The organism is Rhizobium sp. SRDI969 (genome assembly GCF_025152725.1).
GTDB classification, from domain to species: Bacteria; Pseudomonadota; Alphaproteobacteria; order Rhizobiales; family Rhizobiaceae; genus Rhizobium; species Rhizobium leguminosarum_I.
Window position 1 is genome coordinate 2,817,356 of record NZ_CP104035.1, and the last position, 15,265, is coordinate 2,832,620.

Consider the following 15,265-nt stretch of genomic DNA (forward strand, 5'->3'; position numbering starts at 1 on the left):
TAAAGTTTAGCGACACTCAGTACCCTGGATAGGGCAGACATGATGCAACATGCAACGAATCTACATTAGCAGATACATAATGCTATGGCCAACCCCACGATTTCAAATGGTAAACACCATCAGATGACAACTACGCGCGTGCCTACGCGTGCACGGGAGTAGAGGTCGACGATGTTTGCGTTCGTCAAGCGAATACACCCATTCGAAACAGCACGGCCTATCGACCAGGGGGCATTCGTTCCGTGCAACCGGAACAGGGTATCTTGTCCGCCTTGATAGAGGTAGAGGGCCGCTGCACCGAGAGGATTGAGCGGTCCTCCCGGTACCCCATCGGCATATTTGGCCAGGCGGGGCTTGCGCTGAATCATGTCATTGGTGGGCTTCCACGAAGGCCACTCTGCCTTATAGCCGATGGTGGCCTCGCCCTTGAAACTCAGTCCTTCCTCTCCGACGGCAACGCCATAGCGAGTCGCCAGTCCGTCTGCCTCTACGAAGTAAAGGTAGCGGCTCGCCGTATCGACGACGATAGTTCCGGGCGGTTCACTCCCCGTATAGGCGACCTCCTGTCGTCGATAGCGGGGATCGGAATCCGGATCCCTCGCGAATCGGTAGCCCAGTGGCGGCCCATCGCCCGAAGTACATCCAAAAAGCATTAGAGCCAGGCTCCCCAGCACGAGCCCACGGCGTGTAATATGCTGTTTGTCCATTTCCACCTGCCAAGTAACTCCCTCGATCCCGTTCATTCCAAATTAGCCCGTTCATTCCAAATTAGATTGCGACATCGTTTGATAAAGACACTCAACTCTGTGGAGGATGAGTTCGCAACACTGGCAACATCTGAAGCTGCGCAATACCATGCCCCTCTATTTATCCGTCAAACCCCTTGCATCAACAATCGCGCCGATCGAATATTAGCATATCAACAAGGACGGAGACGATGAAGCTTTGCCTGGAAGGAAAAATCGCGATCGTTACGGGTGGGGCTTCCGGTATTGGTGCCGCCGTTTCCCGTCAACTCGCTGACGAGGGTGCGGAGGTTGTTGTCGCCGATATCAATGCTGACGCGGCACACACGATTGCCGCCGCGATCAGATCAGAGGGAGGCCGCGCCCATGAATTTGTCGTCGATGTCAGTGACAGTGGCGGTGTGCAGAGACTTGTCGATTTTACCGTCGAGACATGTGGCGGCTTGGATCTGGCGGTCAATAATGCGGGAATCGATGGGGTGCGCGCAGCGGTCGCAGACTATCCGCTCGATAATTGGCATAAGGTGATGAACGTCAATCTGAACAGCGTTTTCTATTGCATGAAGTCCGAAATTGGCGCGATGCTCAAGCTGGGCGGCGGCGCAATCGTGAATATGTCTTCCACTCTCGGGACCGTTGGATTACCCACCGCGGCGGCATACACCGCAGCGAAGCACGGGGTCGTTGGACTGACGAAAGTCGCTGCGATGGAGTATGCCAGATTGGGTATCCGCATAAATGCCGTCGGTCCCGGCTGGATCGAAACGCCACTTTTGTCAGCGCATCTTGAGGCGGCGAGCACGCGACGCATGGCAGCACTGCAACCGATGGGCAGGCGTGGAAAACCGGAAGAGGTCGCAACTCTTGTGTGTTTCCTCCTGTCCGAGCAGGCCAGTTTCATCACTGGGGTGCACTATTTGGTGGACGGGGCCTATACCGCTCACTGAAGGGGCTGTGCTGCTGAGTGAGGGACCGGTGTTCTGCCCCAGAAAGCACGATGCGTAGATTCAAAGTGTTAGAGCGTCCTTGGTGCGTCCGAAAGGACGCACGGCGCTCCAACGTGGCGGCTTTTTATTGATGCCGTGGGCACTTCCGGTTAACCGGAACACTCACGGCAAAACGGGGAACAGATCATGCGATGCCTCATTACCGGCGCGGCCGGCTTTGTCGGTGGGCCTCTCGTCGAAAGACTGGATGGAGAGCGGATATGCGAGCTTGCGGTAACGACGCGATCTGCAGCCGCCAGCTTCCCGACATCTGTGCGGCATTTCCCCATCGAGATAACAAGCGAAACCGATTGGACAGCGGTTCTCGAGGGTATCGATGTCATCGTCCATCTCGCCGCTCGTGTTCACATCATGAACGACCGCGCAGCCGATCCGCTTGCGGAATTTCGTCGGATCAACACCACCGCTACGTTGAACCTCGCCGAGCAGGCCGCCCGCGCGGGCGCAAAAAGGTTCGTCTTCATCAGCAGCATCAAGGTCAATGGCGAGGAAAACGTTCGACCCTTCCGGCACGACGATACGCCAATGCCGATCGATCCCTATAGCATTTCAAAGTTGGAAACTGAAATCGGGCTGCATGAAATTGCCGCCCGAACAGGCATGGAAGTCGTGATCATTCGCCCGCCGCTCGTCTATGGACGCGGTGCGAGGGGCAATTTCGCCCTGCTCGTCGGACTTGTCAGGAAGAAGATACCGCTCCCCTTCGCGTCGCTGAAGAACCGCCGGACATTGGTCGCGCTTCCAAATCTCGTCGATCTGATCATCACCGGGATGAAGCATCCCGGCGCAGTCGGCCAGACCTTTCTCGCGGGTGATGGAGTAGATCTTTCGACTCCCGGGCTTATCGAAGGGATTGCCGCAGGATTGGGCGTCAAACCGATGCTGCTCCCCTTCCCCCCCGCCTTGTTGCAGATGGGCGCGAGGATCACCGGAAAGGCCGCCGTCTACCAGCGTCTTTGCGGTTCCCTGCGGGTCGATATATCCCATGCCCGCGACGTGCTTGGCTGGTCGCCCGTCGTCACGCCGCGCGAGGGCCTGAAGCTTGCGGTGACGTAACCGTTACTCGCTCGTCACACCGTGGAACGGACGCACCTCGCGGCCGGGCATGAAGACGCCGAGGCGTTTGATTTCCCATTCGAGCTTGATGCCGTCTTTTTCAAAGACTTCGCGACGCACCTGTTCGCCGAGATATTCGAGGTCGTAGCCGGTTGCCTGCCCCATGTTGATCATGAAGTTGCAGTGAAGCGACGACATCTGCGCTCCGCCGATGACGAGGCCGCGGCAGCCTGCCTCATCGATCAGTTTCCAGGCCGAATGGCCGGCCGGGTTCTTGAAGGTCGAGCCGCCGGTCTTTTCGCGCACCGGCTGCACCGTCTCGCGGTGGTTGCGCACGGCGTCCATCTCGGCGCGGATCTGCGCGCGCTCTTCCGGATAGCCCTCGAACAGCACGGAGGTGAAGATCAGATCTGTCGATGCGGTCGAATGCCGGTAGGAGTAGCCCATCTCGGCATTGGAAAGCACATGCTTGTCGCCCTTACGGTCGACCGCATGGACTTCGATCAGCCGCTCGCGCGTCTCGACGCCATTGGCCCCGGCATTCATGCGCGCCGCGCCGCCGACGCCGCCGGGAATGCCGTAGAGGAAATGGAAGCCGCCGATGCCGTTGTCCATCGCCATCGCCGCCACGTGTTTATCAGGGCAGATGGCGCCGGCGAGAATCCGGTTTTCGCCGGCAAGCTCGACGAAGCCGAACCCCTTGGCCGACAGGCGCAGCACGACGCCGGGAATGCCGCCGTCGCGTACCAGGATGTTGGAGCCGACGCCGACCACCGTCAGCGGCACCTCTTCTGGCAATATCTTCAGGAAGGCGACGAGATCGTCGATGTCATGCGGCTGGAACATCAGCTCGGCCAGGCCGCCAGCCCTGAACCAGGTGACACGGTCCATAGGGGCATCCGGCGTAATACGGCCGCGGATATCCTTTACACCGTCTCCGAGAGACGCGAGAAGCTTTTCCCCATTCACCTGTTTCATACGGACTTTCCCGATAGGCCTTCCAGTTGCTTGGGCAGCGCCGCCGCCCAGGATGTGATGCTCCCAGCCCCCAACAGAACCACGAAATCGCCAGGCTTTGCAACCTCCGCGACCATCTGCGGCAGAAGCTCCGCCGAGCTTAGAAAGCGGGCGTCGCGATGGCCGCCGGATTTGATGCGCGATACCAGCGACACGGAATCGATACCCTCGATCGGATCCTCGCCCGCCGCATAGACGGGTGCCAGGAAGATGCTGTCGGCATCGTTGAAGCAGGCGGCGAATTCCTCGAACAGGCTCGCAAGACGGCTAAAGCGATGCGGTTGGTGGACGGCGATGACACGCCCCTTGCAGGATTCCCGGGCGGCGCGCAGCACTGCCTTGATCTCGACGGGATGGTGGCCGTAATCGTCGAATATCTGCACCCCGTTCCACTCACCGGTCAGCGTGAAGCGGCGCTTGACGCCGCCGAAGGAGGCAAGCCCCTTGGCGATATCGGCGCTCGATATGCCGAGCCGGTTGGCAACGGCGATCGCCGCCGTCGCGTTGGAGATATTATGGCGCCCCGGCATCGGCATGACCAGCCCCTTGAGCTCGATAACCTGGCCGGTGCGGCGGCGACGGATTTGGACGTCAAAGATCGAGCGCGTGCCGTCGATGCGCACATTCATGAAACGCACGTCGGCCTGCGGGTTTTCGCCATAGGTGATGATCTTGCGATCCTCGATGCGGCCGACCAGCGACTGCACCTCGGGATGGTCGAGGCACATGACGCCGAAGCCGTAGAACGGCACATTCTCGACGAACTGCCGGAAGGCGGCGCGCACGGCGTCGAAATTGCCGTAATGGTCGAGATGTTCCGGGTCGATATTGGTAATGACGGCGACATCGGCCGGAAGCTTCAGGAAGGTGCCGTCCGATTCATCGGCCTCGACCACCATCCACTCGCCCTCGCCCATGCGGGCATTGGTGCCGTAGGCATTGATGATGCCGCCATTGATGACGGTCGGGTCAAGTCCGCCGGCTTCGAGCAGCGCGGCAACCAGCGACGTGGTCGTCGTCTTGCCATGCGTGCCGCCGATGGCGATCGCATTGCGGAAGCGCATCAACTCGGCCAGCATCTCGGCGCGGCGCACCACCGGCAGCAGCTTTTCGCGCGCGGCGATGAGTTCCGGATTGCTCTTCTTGATCGCCGTCGAGACGACGACGACTTCGGCCTCACCCAGGTTTTCGGCTCGGTGACCGACAAACACTTCGATGCCCTTGTCGCGCAGGCGCTGGACATTGGCGCTGTCAGCCTGATCCGATCCCTGCACCTTGTGGCCGAGATTGTGCAGCACCTCGGCAATGCCGCTCATGCCGATGCCACCGATGCCGATGAAATGGACGAGGCCGATCGTCTTCGGCAGTTTCATGCGCGTGTCCTCTTGAATTCTGCAATTGTCCGTCTGGCGGCAATAGCCTCAACCATGTCGGCAAGCAAGTTCGCTGCATCGGGTTTCCCGGCGCGTTTCGCCGCCGCCGCCATGTGCAAAAGCTTTTCCGGATCGTTCATGACAGCCGTCAGGATCGCTGCGATCTTCTCCGGCGAAAGCTCCGACTGGGCGATCACCTTTGCCCCGCCGGTCGCAGCAAGTGCCGCCGCATTCGCCGCCTGATCGTGATCGAGAGCGTGCGGGTAAGGCACGAGCACGGCAGGCCGGCCGATGACGGAGATTTCCGAAACCGTCGAGGCGCCCGAACGGCAGATGACGAGATGCGCCCTCGCCAGCCTCTCGGCCATGTCGGTAAAGAAGGGGGCGATATCGGCTCCCATCTCCAGCTTGGTGACGCAGCCGCTGACCATTTCCATATCCTCGGGACGCACCTGCTGGGTGATGCGCAGGCGCACGCGAAGCGCCTCGTCGAGCAGGCTGATCGCCGTCGGCAGCGCCTTGGAGAAATATTGCGCACCCTGGCTGCCGCCGAAGACGACGAGGTTGAAGGCCTCGCGGGGATGCGACGGCGTGTACGGCACCTCGGCCGCAGCGATGATCGCCGGGCGGACCGGATTGCCCGTCGTCACCGTCTTGTCTGGAAAGGCAGCGCCTCCCTCCGGCAGGAACCCGCCGGCGATGGCCTGCACGCGGGTTGCCAGGGCCTTGTTGGCGCGCCCCATCACCGCATTCTGCTCGTGGATCATCGAGGGCACGCCGAGCCGGGTGGCGGCAAGCAGCGGCGGCACGGTGGGATAACCACCGAAACCAACGACGATGATCGGCCGCAACCGCTGGATCAGTTTCTTCGCCGCCCGCATGCCGCTCCAGAGCGTCCATAGCGAGCGGGCGACAGCAACCGGGTTCTTCGAGCCGATCGTCGCCGACGGTACGACATGGATTTCCTCGGCCGGGAACTTGCCGGCATAGCGCTCAGCCCGGCTGTCCGTGACGAGATGCACCGAATAGCCGCGCTCCTTCAGCTTGAAGGCCAGCGCCTCCGCAGGGAACACATGGCCGCCGGTTCCCCCGGCGGCAAGCAGCACGATGCCTTTGCTCATAGTCTTCTACTCCGCCGGCATGCCGTGCGGGACGCGGAAGAGGCTCCGGTCCTGCGCCCGTTTTTCCGGTCGATGGCGCGTCAGCGCCAGAATGAAGCCGGCGGTGACGCAGATCGCGACCATAGACGAGCCGCCGTAGGAAATCAGCGGCAGCGTCATGCCCTTCGCCGGCAGCAATTCGAGATTGACGCCGATATTGATGATCGACTGAATGCCCATCTGCAGCACCAGGCCGGCGACGGCGAAACGGTTGAAGTCGTTGCGCTCGCGATAGGCATGTGACAGGCCGCGCAGCACCAGCACGGTAAACAGCGCAACGAGCGCCATGCAGAAGACGATGCCGAATTCCTCGGCCGCGACCGAGAAGATGAAGTCGGTATGCGCATCCGGGATGATGCGCTTGACGATCCCCTCGCCCGGTCCTTGGCCGAACCAGCTGCCGCGGATGATCGCCTCGCGCGCGGTGTCGATCTGGAACGTGTCGCCTTCGCCGGTCATGAATTTGTCTATGCGCAACGCAACGTGCGGGAAGACGTAGTAGGCGCTGAGCAGGCCGCCGGCGCCGCCGATACCGAGCAGCATGATCCAGATCCATGGCATGCCGGCCATGAAGAACATCCCGCCCCAGACGGCCGTGGTCAGGATGGTCTGGCCGAGGTCCGGCTGCGCGATGAGAAGGGCTGCGACGATGCCGAACAGAATGATGGCAAAGAGATTGCCGGGGATCTCCGGCTGGCGCGCATGTTCGGCAAACAGCCAGGCGCAGACCACGACGAAGGCGGGCTTCATGAATTCCGATGGCTGGATGGAAAGGCCGGCGATCCAGATCCAGCGCCTGCCACCCTTGACCTCCTGCCCGACGAAGAGCACCAGCACCATCATCGCGACCGAGACGATCAGGATCAGGATCGCGGTTCGCCGCACCTGGCGCGGCGTGAGAAACGACAGCCCGAGCATGACGCCGATCGAGGGGATCATGAAGGCCGCATGGCGCTTGACGAAGTGAAAAGGCTCGAGCCCGATGCGTTCGGCGACCGCAGGAGATGCCGCAAACGACAGCATGAATCCGATGCCCATCAGGAAGATGAACATTGCCAGGAAGAAGCGGTCGATGGTCCAGAACCAATCGGCCAGAGGCCCACGTTCCGCGCGGCTTACCATGTCATTTCTCTCCTGTTGCCGGACCGATCAGCATCGCAATCCCGTCAAGCGCCGCCACGTGGCCGACGAAGGCTTCGCCCCTGACTTCGAAATTCTTATATTGGTCGAAGCTTGCGCAAGCCGGGGATAACATCACGGCCGAAGCGGCGCTCTCGTCGCGATCGGCATCGGCGGCCGCATGCGCGACGGCGCGCTCCAGCGTGTCCGATATTTCGTAAGGAACAGCCTCGCCGAGCGTCGCGGCGAATTCCGCCGCCGCCTCGCCGATCAGATAGGCCTTGGCAATGCGCGGAAAATAGGGAGCGAGCGTCGTGATGCCGCCAGCCTTCGGCAGGCCGCCGGCGATCCAGTAGATGCGATCATAGCTCGAAAGGGCCGGCGCCGCAGCATCCGCATTGGTCGCCTTGGAATCATTGACGAAAACCACGCGGCCACGCTGCCCGACCGGCTGCATGCGGTGCTTGAGGCCGGGGAACGAGGCAAGGCCGGCGCGGATGTCTTCGGCGGAAACTCCGACGGCGAGGCAGGCAGCGACGGCTGCGGCGGCGTTCTGCGCATTGTGGCTGCCGCGTAGCGTCTGGATGCCGTCGAGATCGACGAAAGGCAGCATCGCGCCGCCGGCAGCCTGGATGAGCTTGGTGCCCTCGGCATAGATGCCGTCGGCCACGACGTTGCGGCGCGAGATGCGGATCACCTTGACGCCCGCCCGCTCGACGCGGTCGGCAATCAGCGCCGAATGGCTGTCGTCGATGCCGACGATTGCGACATCGCTGCCGGCGACCAGCCGTTCCTTGATATCGGCATAATGCTGCATGGTGCCGTGACGGTCGAGATGATCGGGCGTCAGGTTGAGCAGGATGCCGGCAGACGGGTCCAGCGTCGGCGCCAGATCGATCTGATAGGAGGAGCATTCGACGACATAATAGCGCTCGGCCTTCGGCGGATCGAGCGTCAGCACCGCCGTGCCGATATTGCCGCCGAGCTGCGTGTCGTAGCCTGATGATTTCAGGATATGGGCAATCAGCGCCGTCGTCGTCGACTTGCCGTTGGTGCCTGTTATGGCGATGAAAGGGCAATCCGGCGCATGGGCGCGGCGCTCGCGCACGAAGAGCTCGACGTCGCCGACGATATCGACGCCGGCCGCGCGGGCAAGATCGACAGTCCAGTGCGGCTTCGGATGGGTGAGCGGCACGCCGGGCGACAGCACGAACAGCGCCTGCTGGCTCCAGTCGATACTGTGCAGGTCCTCCGTCCTGATGCCTTCAGCCACGGCCTTGCCAACGCTGTCGGGATTGTCGTCCCAGGCGGTCACATCGGCACCGCCGGATATCAGCGCCCGGGCGGTGGCAAAGCCGGAGCCGCCGAGCCCGAAGAGCGCGACCTTCCTATCCTTGAGCGTCGTGACCGGGATCATCGCTGCCTCACCGGAGCTTCAGCGTCGAAAGGCCGAGCATTGCAAGGCCGACGGCGACGATCCAGAAGCGGATCACCACCTGGCTCTCGGTCCAGCCCTTCTTTTCGAAGTGATGATGGATCGGCGCCATCAAGAAGACACGCCGGCCGGTCATCTTGAAGAAGCCGACCTGGATGATGACCGACAGCGTCTCGATGACGAAGAGGCCGCCGATGATCGCCATGACGATCTCGTGCTTGGTGGCGACGGCGACGGTGCCGATCGTGCCGCCGAGTGCCAGCGATCCAGTGTCGCCCATGAAAATGGCGGCCGGCGGCGCGTTGAACCAGAGGAAGCCGAGGCCGGCGCCGATGACGGCGCCGAGCACGACGGCGAGCTCGCCGGTGCCGGGCACGAAATTGATCTGCAGGTAGTTCGCAAACACCACGTTGCCGGCGAGATAGGCGATGACGCCGAAGGAGGCGGCGGCGATCATCACAGGCACGATGGCAAGCCCGTCGAGACCGTCGGTCAGATTGACGGCATTGCCGGCGCCGACAATGACGAAGCCGCCGAAGACGACGAACATGATGCCGATATTGATCATGAAGTCCTTGAAGAAAGGAAAGGCGATCGAGGAGCCGAAGGTCGAGCCGGCAATCCCCGAGGCAAGAGCGGTGCGCATCATGAAATAGACGGCGATGCCGGCGATGACGAATTCGATGCCGAGACGCGCCTTGCCCGAAAAGCCCATATGGCTCTGCTTCGTGACCTTAAGGTAATCGTCGTAGAAGCCGATCGCGCCGAAGCCCAGCGTCACCAGCAGCGTGGCGACGACATAGACGTTGGAAAGATCGGCCCAGAGCAGCGATGCGCCGATGATGCCGGCGAGGATCATCAGCCCGCCCATGGTCGGCGTGCCGGCCTTCTTGAAATGCGTCTGCGGCCCGTCGGCGCGGATCGGCTGGCCCTTGCCTTGGCGGATGCGCAGCGAATTGATGATCGTCGGCCCGAACAGGAAGACGATCAGCGCTGAGGTGAAGAGAGCGGCCCCCGTGCGGAAGGTAATATATCTGAACAGATTCAGAAATTTGAAATATTCCGACAGTTCGACAAGCCAGATCAGCATTCAGGGCCCCTTGTTTACCCGATCAAAATTCGCGTTGCGTGTCGGCAAATGGCGGGAACTTGTCAAGGAGCGCGGCGACGATCTTGCCGAAACCGATGCCCAGAGACGATTTCACCATCAACACGTCGCCCGGCGCGACCGAGTTCAATACATAGTCCGTCAATTCGCTCGTGTTCTCGCGATATTCGACATGGACGCTTTCCGGCAACGATTCCTTGAGCGTTGCCATCTCGGCTCCGGCCAGCCAGACATGTTCGATACCGGCGGCCAGCAGCGGCACCGCAAGGTCGGTATGGACCTTCTGCGCATAGTCGCCCATCTCAAGCATGTCGCCGAGCACGGCGATACGGCGTCCGCGGCCGGTCGGCTCGGAGGCCGCCAGCAGCGCGATCGCCGCGCGCATCGAGGCCGGATTGGCATTGTAGCTCTCGTCGATCAGCGTGAAGCTGCCGCTGCCGATCGAAAGTCGGTGGCGCTTGCCCCTGCCCTTTTCCGGCTTCAGCGTCGCGAGCGCTTCGATCGCCTTCTGCATATCGGCGCCGACGATCCTGACGACGCCGAGCGCTGCGAGCGCATTCTCGGCGATATGGCGGCCCGGCGCGCCGAGCGCAACTTCCAGCGTCTGGCCGCCAATCGTCAGCCACAGCGTCGAATTCTCGTCGGAGCCATTGAATTCTGCGAGCCGGAATTCGGCCTTGGCATGCTGGCCGAAGGAATGGATATGCTCGATGCCGTGTGATTGCGCCGTGCGGTCGAGGAAATTGAACTGGTCGTTGTCGCGGTTGAGCACGACATGACCACCGGGTTCGAGCCCCTCGAAGATCTCGGCCTTGGCGGCGGCGATTTCCTTGATATTTTTGAAATTGCCGAGATGCGCCGGCGCGATCGTCGTGATGATGGCGACATCGGGACGAATCATCGCCACCAGCGGCCGGATCTCGCCGGGATGGTTCATTCCGACTTCGAAGACGCCGTAATCCGCATCCTCAGGCATGCGTGCCAGCGTCAGCGGCACGCCCCAATGATTATTGAAGGAGGCGACGGAGGCGTGCACCTTGCCGGAGGGCGACAGCACATGCCGCAGCATTTCCTTGGTGGTCGTCTTTCCCACAGATCCCGTCACCGCGATGATCTGGGCCTTTGAGCGCTCGCGCGAGGCAAGGCCAAGCCGGCCGAGTGCCGCGAGCACGTCTTCCACGACGATCATCGGCACCGTCAGCCGACCCATGGCGGGAAGCCGCGCCTCGCTGACGACGAGAAGGGAGGCACCGTTCGCCATCGCCATCGATGCGTAGTCGTGACCGTCGACACGGTCGCCCTTGATCGCGAAGAAGGCTTCGCCTAGCGAAATCGAACGGCTGTCGATGGAGATGCCGGTGATTCCTTCGGGCGGAGTGCCGAAGGGGCGCCCCGCCATCGCTGCGATCATGTCTTCGGTCGTCCAGAGCCAGCTCAAGATTTCAGGTCCTCCAAGGCCTTGCGCACCTCCGCATGATCGGAAAACGGCAGGGTGACGTCGCCGATCGTCTGCCCTTCCTCATGCCCCTTTCCGGCGACGATCAGCGTATCCCCGGATCTCAGCATGCCCGCAGCCTCGCGGATCGCCGCGGCGCGATCGGCAATTTCCGAGGCGCAGCTTGCTGCCGCCATGATCTCCGCCCGGATCGAGGCCGGCTCCTCCGAACGCGGATTATCGTCGGTGACGATGACGACGTCGGCAAGTCGGCAGGCGATTTCGCCCATGATCGGCCGCTTGCCGCGGTCACGGTCGCCGCCGCAGCCGAAGACGACGATGACGCGGCCGGTGGTGAAGGGTCTGACCGAGCCCAGCACGTTTTCCAGCGCGTCCGGCTTGTGGGCGTAATCGACATAGGCGAGCGCCCCGTCTTTTGTATGGCCGACAAGTTCGAGACGGCCGGACGCGCCGACGAGCTTCTCGAGCGCGGCCATCGCAACCTTCGCCTCAACGCCGGTCGACATGGCAAGCCCCGCCGCGACCAGTGCGTTGGCGACCTGGAAGTCGCCGGCCAGCGGAATGTCCACCTCGAAGATCTCGCCGCCGATATGGATCTCGGCCGTCTGCTTGTGGCGGAAGTGCTCGACCCGCTTCAACGAGAGGTAGTCACCCTTTCGCCCGACGGTACGAACATCGTGACCGGCATCGGTCGCGGCCTTGATCGCCTGCGCCGACCACGGATCGTCAGCGAAGATCACCGCCGGCGATCCCTTCGGCAACAGCGTATCGAAAAGCCGCATCTTGGCGGCCATATAGGCCTCGATCGTCGGATGATAATCCATGTGGTCCCGGCCGAGATTGGTGAAGGCGGCTGCCGCAAGCTTCACGCCGTCGAGCCGGCACTGGTCGAGGCCGTGGCTGGAGGCCTCCATAGCGGCATGCGTCACGCCCTCTCCGGCAAGTTCCGCCAACAGCTCATGCAGCGACACAGGATCGGGCGTCGTCAGCGAGCCATATTCGTTGCGCGTCGGCGAGACGATGCCCGTCGTGCCGATCATCGCGGCCGCGTGGCCGGCATGCGCCCAGATCTGCCGGGTGAAAGAAGCGACGGAGGTTTTGCCCGCGGTGCCGGTGACGGCGACCATGGTATCGGGCTGCCTGCCATGGAAACGCGCGGCGGCGATGGAAAGGAAACGCCGCGGCTCCTTGACTGCAAGCACCGGGATCGCAGCAGCGACGGCTTGGGAGGCGATCGCGACGGCAGCGCCGCGGCCGGCGGCATCCGCGATGAAGCCTGCGCCGTCCGCCTTGGTGCCGGCGACCGCGACGAAAGCATTGCCCGGCGCCACCTTGCGGCTGTCCGAAGACAGGCCTGAAATATCAAGCAAACCTGCCGGGCCTTCGAGCTGTGCTTCAAGTTCCGGAAACTGATCTCCGGCCAGGTCTCGCAATTTCATCGCACGCACTTTTCTCTCTTGAATCCGGTTCACCCCTCGCGAATCGGCGTCGATATTCATTCACACTCAATAAGACACCAGCAAGGCCGATCCGCCCTCCCCGAATTTCGGCTCGATGCCGAGAATGGGGGCCGCGCGGCTGATGATCTCGCGGGCGATCGGACCGGCAGTACCGGCCGAGATCGTTCCGCCATAGGCCTTCTCACCGGTCTTCGGCTCGTCGCAGAAGGTGATCACCGCATATTTGGGATCGTTGATCGGGAATGCGGCGATGAAGGAATTGAAATTCAGGGTCGCCGAATAACGCCCGTTCACCACCTTGTCAGCCGTGCCGGTCTTGCTGCCGACGGAAAAGCCCGGCACGCGGGCGACGCGCCCGGATCCCTTGTAGCCGTTGAAGTCAAGGAGATAGCGAATCTCGTCGCTGGTCGACTTCTTGATCACCTGCGTGGCGATCTGATCGGCCTGCTCGCGCGTGCGCGGCAGGAATGTCGGCTCGATCAGCTTGCCGCCGTTGACGAGAGCGGCAGCCGCCACCCCTGTCTGCAGCGCCGTCGTCGAGACGCCATGGCCGAAGGAAATCGTGATCGAATTGATCTTCTTCCAAACGCGCGGCTGGCTCGGCATCTTCACTTCGGGCAGCTCGGTCTGCATCTTCGTCAAGAGGCCGAACTTGGTCAGATAGTCCTTCTGCGCATCGATGCCGACGATGTCGATGACGCGCGCCGTGCCGATATTCGACGAATATTGGAAAATCTCGGGAACAGTCAGCCAGCGGCGCTGCCCGTGAAAATCGTGGATGGTGAAACCGCCGATATAGATCGATTTGCTGGCATCGAAACTATCGGTCATCTTCACCTTGCCGCTGTCGAGCGCCATGGCCAGCGAAAAGGTCTTGAAGGTCGAACCCATTTCGAAAGTGCCGTTGGTCATCCGGTTGAGCCAACCCTCCTTGGCGCCTTCCTGCGGATCGTTCGGATCGAAATCCGGCGCCGATGCCATCGCCAGCACTTCTCCCGTATGCACGTCGATGACCGCAGCACCCGCGCCCTTGGACTGAAAGTTGTTGACGGCGTTGACGACCGCGTCCCGCACGATGTTCTGCACGCGCAGGTCGATCGATAGCCGCACCGGCTCGAGCGGCTGGTCGCTGGTCATGCCGACGGAGGCGAGATCCGCAAGCCCCTGGTCGTCGATAAATTTCTCCATGCCGGCGACACCGCGGTTGTCGATGTTGACGTAACCGAGGATATGCGCGGCGGTCGAGCCGCCCGGATAGAAGCGGCGCTTCTCCGGCCGGAAGCCGATCCCGGGAATGCCGAGCGCCAGGATCTGGCTCTGCTGCTTCGGCGTCAGCTGCCGGCGCAGCCAGGCGAAATGCGAGGTCTTGACCGAGAGTTTCTTGTAGGTGTCCTTGACGTCGAGCTCGGGCAGCACCGTCGCGAGCTTCTCGACCGCCTCGTCGGCGTCGACGATCTTGTTCGGTTCGGCAAACAGCGAGACGGTACGGATGTCCGTCGCCAGCACCTCGCCGTTGCGGTCGAGAATGTCGGGGCGCGAGGCCATCAGCCGGTCGGGCGGCAGGATGCTGGAGACGACCTCCTGGTCCTTCATTGCATATTCGACGAGACGGCCGCCGATGACCGCGTAGACACCCATGAAGCCAAGGATCAGCAGGCCGACGCGGCTTTTTGCCTGCCCTGATTTCTTCTTGCGCGATCCCTCGATCGCCAAGCCGGCGGGGGAAGGACCACCGAAGCGGTTATAGACGCCGGCGGAGAAATGCGCCTGGCTCTTCAAAACCATGATGCGGGAAAGAAACGACATTATTCCTCCACCGATCCGGTTTCGATCTGATCTGCATCCTCTGCCTCACCGCGCGGCGAAGGCGTTGGAATGGGTTGTGCCTTGGCGATGGCTTGCGCGCCCTTGGCGGTGTCTGGCGCGCCCTTGGCACTGGCCACGGTCGCGCCTTTGGCGCTGGCCTCGGTCTTGGCGCTGGCCTCGGTCGCGCTTTTGGCGCTGACCTTGGCCTCCGTCACATCAGGCACGGGAACCTCGGATTTCAGCATCGGCAATTCCTTGGCATGCACCAGCGCCGTCGATTCCGTCGGCTGCAGCTTCAATTCGTCATTATAGGCTCTGACCAGTCGCTCCAGCCGGTTCGGCTGCGATTGCAGCGCCCAGTCGGCCTTGAGAAGGTCGATCGTGTCCTTCTCGAGCTTGATCTCGGCTTCGAGGCGGTGAACCTCCTCGAGCTTCAATTCGGCGCGGTGCTTGATCGTGTAGGTTACGGCGGCAGTGGCCGTCATGACGCCGATGAGCACGAGATCAAACGTTTTCAGCATA

13 protein-coding genes are annotated in these 15,265 nt (G+C 62.1%); 2 read left to right on the forward strand and 11 right to left on the reverse strand.

Annotated features, from left to right (window positions below):
* Positions 1 to 119: 119 nt before the first annotated feature.
* Positions 120 to 707 (reverse strand): L,D-transpeptidase, encoded by a 588-nt coding sequence (locus tag N2A41_RS14210; protein WP_026237152.1) that lies wholly within the window; start codon positions 705 to 707, stop codon positions 120 to 122.
* Between the two features lie 230 nt (positions 708 to 937).
* Between N2A41_RS14210 and N2A41_RS14215 the strand changes: the two genes are divergently transcribed.
* A complete protein-coding gene (locus N2A41_RS14215; protein WP_222386301.1) occupies positions 938 to 1,693 on the forward strand; it encodes an SDR family NAD(P)-dependent oxidoreductase in 756 nt (251 codons plus the stop codon).
* A 186-nt stretch (positions 1,694 to 1,879) separates the two neighbouring features.
* Positions 1,880 to 2,809 carry a UDP-glucose 4-epimerase family protein gene (locus N2A41_RS14220; protein ID WP_222386302.1) on the forward strand — a complete coding sequence of 310 codons (930 nt, stop codon included), beginning with the start codon at positions 1,880 to 1,882 and terminating at the stop codon, positions 2,807 to 2,809.
* 3 nt (positions 2,810 to 2,812) lie between these two features.
* Here the strand turns inward: N2A41_RS14220 and murB are convergent, their stop codons facing one another.
* The 10 genes from murB to ftsL are packed head-to-tail and all read right to left on the reverse strand — an operon-like array spanning position 2,813 to position 15,264.
* Entirely contained in the window at positions 2,813 to 3,787 is a 975-nt protein-coding gene (murB, locus tag N2A41_RS14225) for a UDP-N-acetylmuramate dehydrogenase (RefSeq protein WP_222386303.1), read from the reverse strand.
* A complete protein-coding gene (gene murC / locus N2A41_RS14230; protein ID WP_017965101.1) occupies positions 3,784 to 5,199 on the reverse strand; it encodes a UDP-N-acetylmuramate--L-alanine ligase in 1,416 nt (471 codons plus the stop codon). The genes murB and murC overlap by 4 nt, the downstream gene beginning before the upstream one ends.
* A complete protein-coding gene (murG, locus tag N2A41_RS14235) occupies positions 5,196 to 6,320 on the reverse strand; it encodes an undecaprenyldiphospho-muramoylpentapeptide beta-N-acetylglucosaminyltransferase (RefSeq protein ID WP_222279959.1) in 1,125 nt (374 codons plus the stop codon). The genes murC and murG overlap by 4 nt, the downstream gene beginning before the upstream one ends.
* Positions 6,321 to 6,326: 6 nt before the next feature.
* A complete protein-coding gene (ftsW, locus tag N2A41_RS14240) occupies positions 6,327 to 7,481 on the reverse strand; it encodes a putative lipid II flippase FtsW (RefSeq protein ID WP_017965103.1) in 1,155 nt (384 codons plus the stop codon).
* 1 nt (position 7,482) lies between these two features.
* Positions 7,483 to 8,895, reverse strand: coding sequence for a UDP-N-acetylmuramoyl-L-alanine--D-glutamate ligase (murD, locus tag N2A41_RS14245; RefSeq protein ID WP_222279958.1), 1,413 nt, complete (start codon positions 8,893 to 8,895; stop codon positions 7,483 to 7,485).
* A 7-nt stretch (positions 8,896 to 8,902) separates the two neighbouring features.
* Complete coding sequence (mraY, locus tag N2A41_RS14250; protein ID WP_017965105.1) at positions 8,903 to 10,003, reverse strand: phospho-N-acetylmuramoyl-pentapeptide-transferase; 1,101 nt, start codon at positions 10,001 to 10,003, stop codon at positions 8,903 to 8,905.
* A gap of 22 nt (positions 10,004 to 10,025) precedes the next feature.
* Entirely contained in the window at positions 10,026 to 11,459 is a 1,434-nt protein-coding gene (locus N2A41_RS14255) for a UDP-N-acetylmuramoylalanyl-D-glutamyl-2,6-diaminopimelate--D-alanyl-D-alanine ligase (RefSeq protein WP_260109074.1), read from the reverse strand.
* Complete coding sequence (locus N2A41_RS14260; protein ID WP_222279956.1) at positions 11,456 to 12,976, reverse strand: UDP-N-acetylmuramoyl-L-alanyl-D-glutamate--2,6-diaminopimelate ligase; 1,521 nt, start codon at positions 12,974 to 12,976, stop codon at positions 11,456 to 11,458. Before N2A41_RS14260 ends, N2A41_RS14255 begins: the two co-directional genes overlap by 4 nt.
* 6 nt (positions 12,977 to 12,982) lie before the next feature.
* Positions 12,983 to 14,743 carry a peptidoglycan D,D-transpeptidase FtsI family protein gene (locus tag N2A41_RS14265; protein ID WP_222279955.1) on the reverse strand — a complete coding sequence of 587 codons (1,761 nt, stop codon included), beginning with the start codon at positions 14,741 to 14,743 and terminating at the stop codon, positions 12,983 to 12,985.
* Positions 14,743 to 15,264 carry a cell division protein FtsL gene (gene ftsL, locus N2A41_RS14270; protein ID WP_026154234.1) on the reverse strand — a complete coding sequence of 174 codons (522 nt, stop codon included), beginning with the start codon at positions 15,262 to 15,264 and terminating at the stop codon, positions 14,743 to 14,745. The genes N2A41_RS14265 and ftsL overlap by 1 nt, the downstream gene beginning before the upstream one ends.
* Between the last annotated feature and the right edge of the window lies 1 nt (position 15,265).

Bases quoted from the DNA above. Each gene is read 5' to 3' on its own strand.
- murB (WP_222386303.1), bottom strand. From the start codon at position 3,787: ATGAAACAGGTGAATGGGGAAAAGCTTCTCGCGTCTCTCGGAGACGGT.
- ftsL (WP_026154234.1), bottom strand. From the start codon at position 15,264: ATGCTGAAAACGTTTGATCTCGTGCTCATCGGCGTCATGACGGCCACT.
- N2A41_RS14265 (WP_222279955.1), bottom strand. From the start codon at position 14,743: ATGTCGTTTCTTTCCCGCATCATGGTTTTGAAGAGCCAGGCGCATTTC.
- N2A41_RS14215 (WP_222386301.1), top strand. From the start codon at position 938: ATGAAGCTTTGCCTGGAAGGAAAAATCGCGATCGTTACGGGTGGGGCT.
- N2A41_RS14260 (WP_222279956.1), bottom strand. From the start codon at position 12,976: ATGAATATCGACGCCGATTCGCGAGGGGTGAACCGGATTCAAGAGAGA.
- N2A41_RS14210 (WP_026237152.1), bottom strand. From the start codon at position 707: ATGGACAAACAGCATATTACACGCCGTGGGCTCGTGCTGGGGAGCCTG.
- murG (WP_222279959.1), bottom strand. From the start codon at position 6,320: ATGAGCAAAGGCATCGTGCTGCTTGCCGCCGGGGGAACCGGCGGCCAT.
- mraY (WP_017965105.1), bottom strand. From the start codon at position 10,003: ATGCTGATCTGGCTTGTCGAACTGTCGGAATATTTCAAATTTCTGAAT.
- N2A41_RS14220 (WP_222386302.1), top strand. From the start codon at position 1,880: ATGCGATGCCTCATTACCGGCGCGGCCGGCTTTGTCGGTGGGCCTCTC.
- murC (WP_017965101.1), bottom strand. From the start codon at position 5,199: ATGAAACTGCCGAAGACGATCGGCCTCGTCCATTTCATCGGCATCGGT.
- murD (WP_222279958.1), bottom strand. From the start codon at position 8,895: ATGATCCCGGTCACGACGCTCAAGGATAGGAAGGTCGCGCTCTTCGGG.
- ftsW (WP_017965103.1), bottom strand. From the start codon at position 7,481: ATGGTAAGCCGCGCGGAACGTGGGCCTCTGGCCGATTGGTTCTGGACC.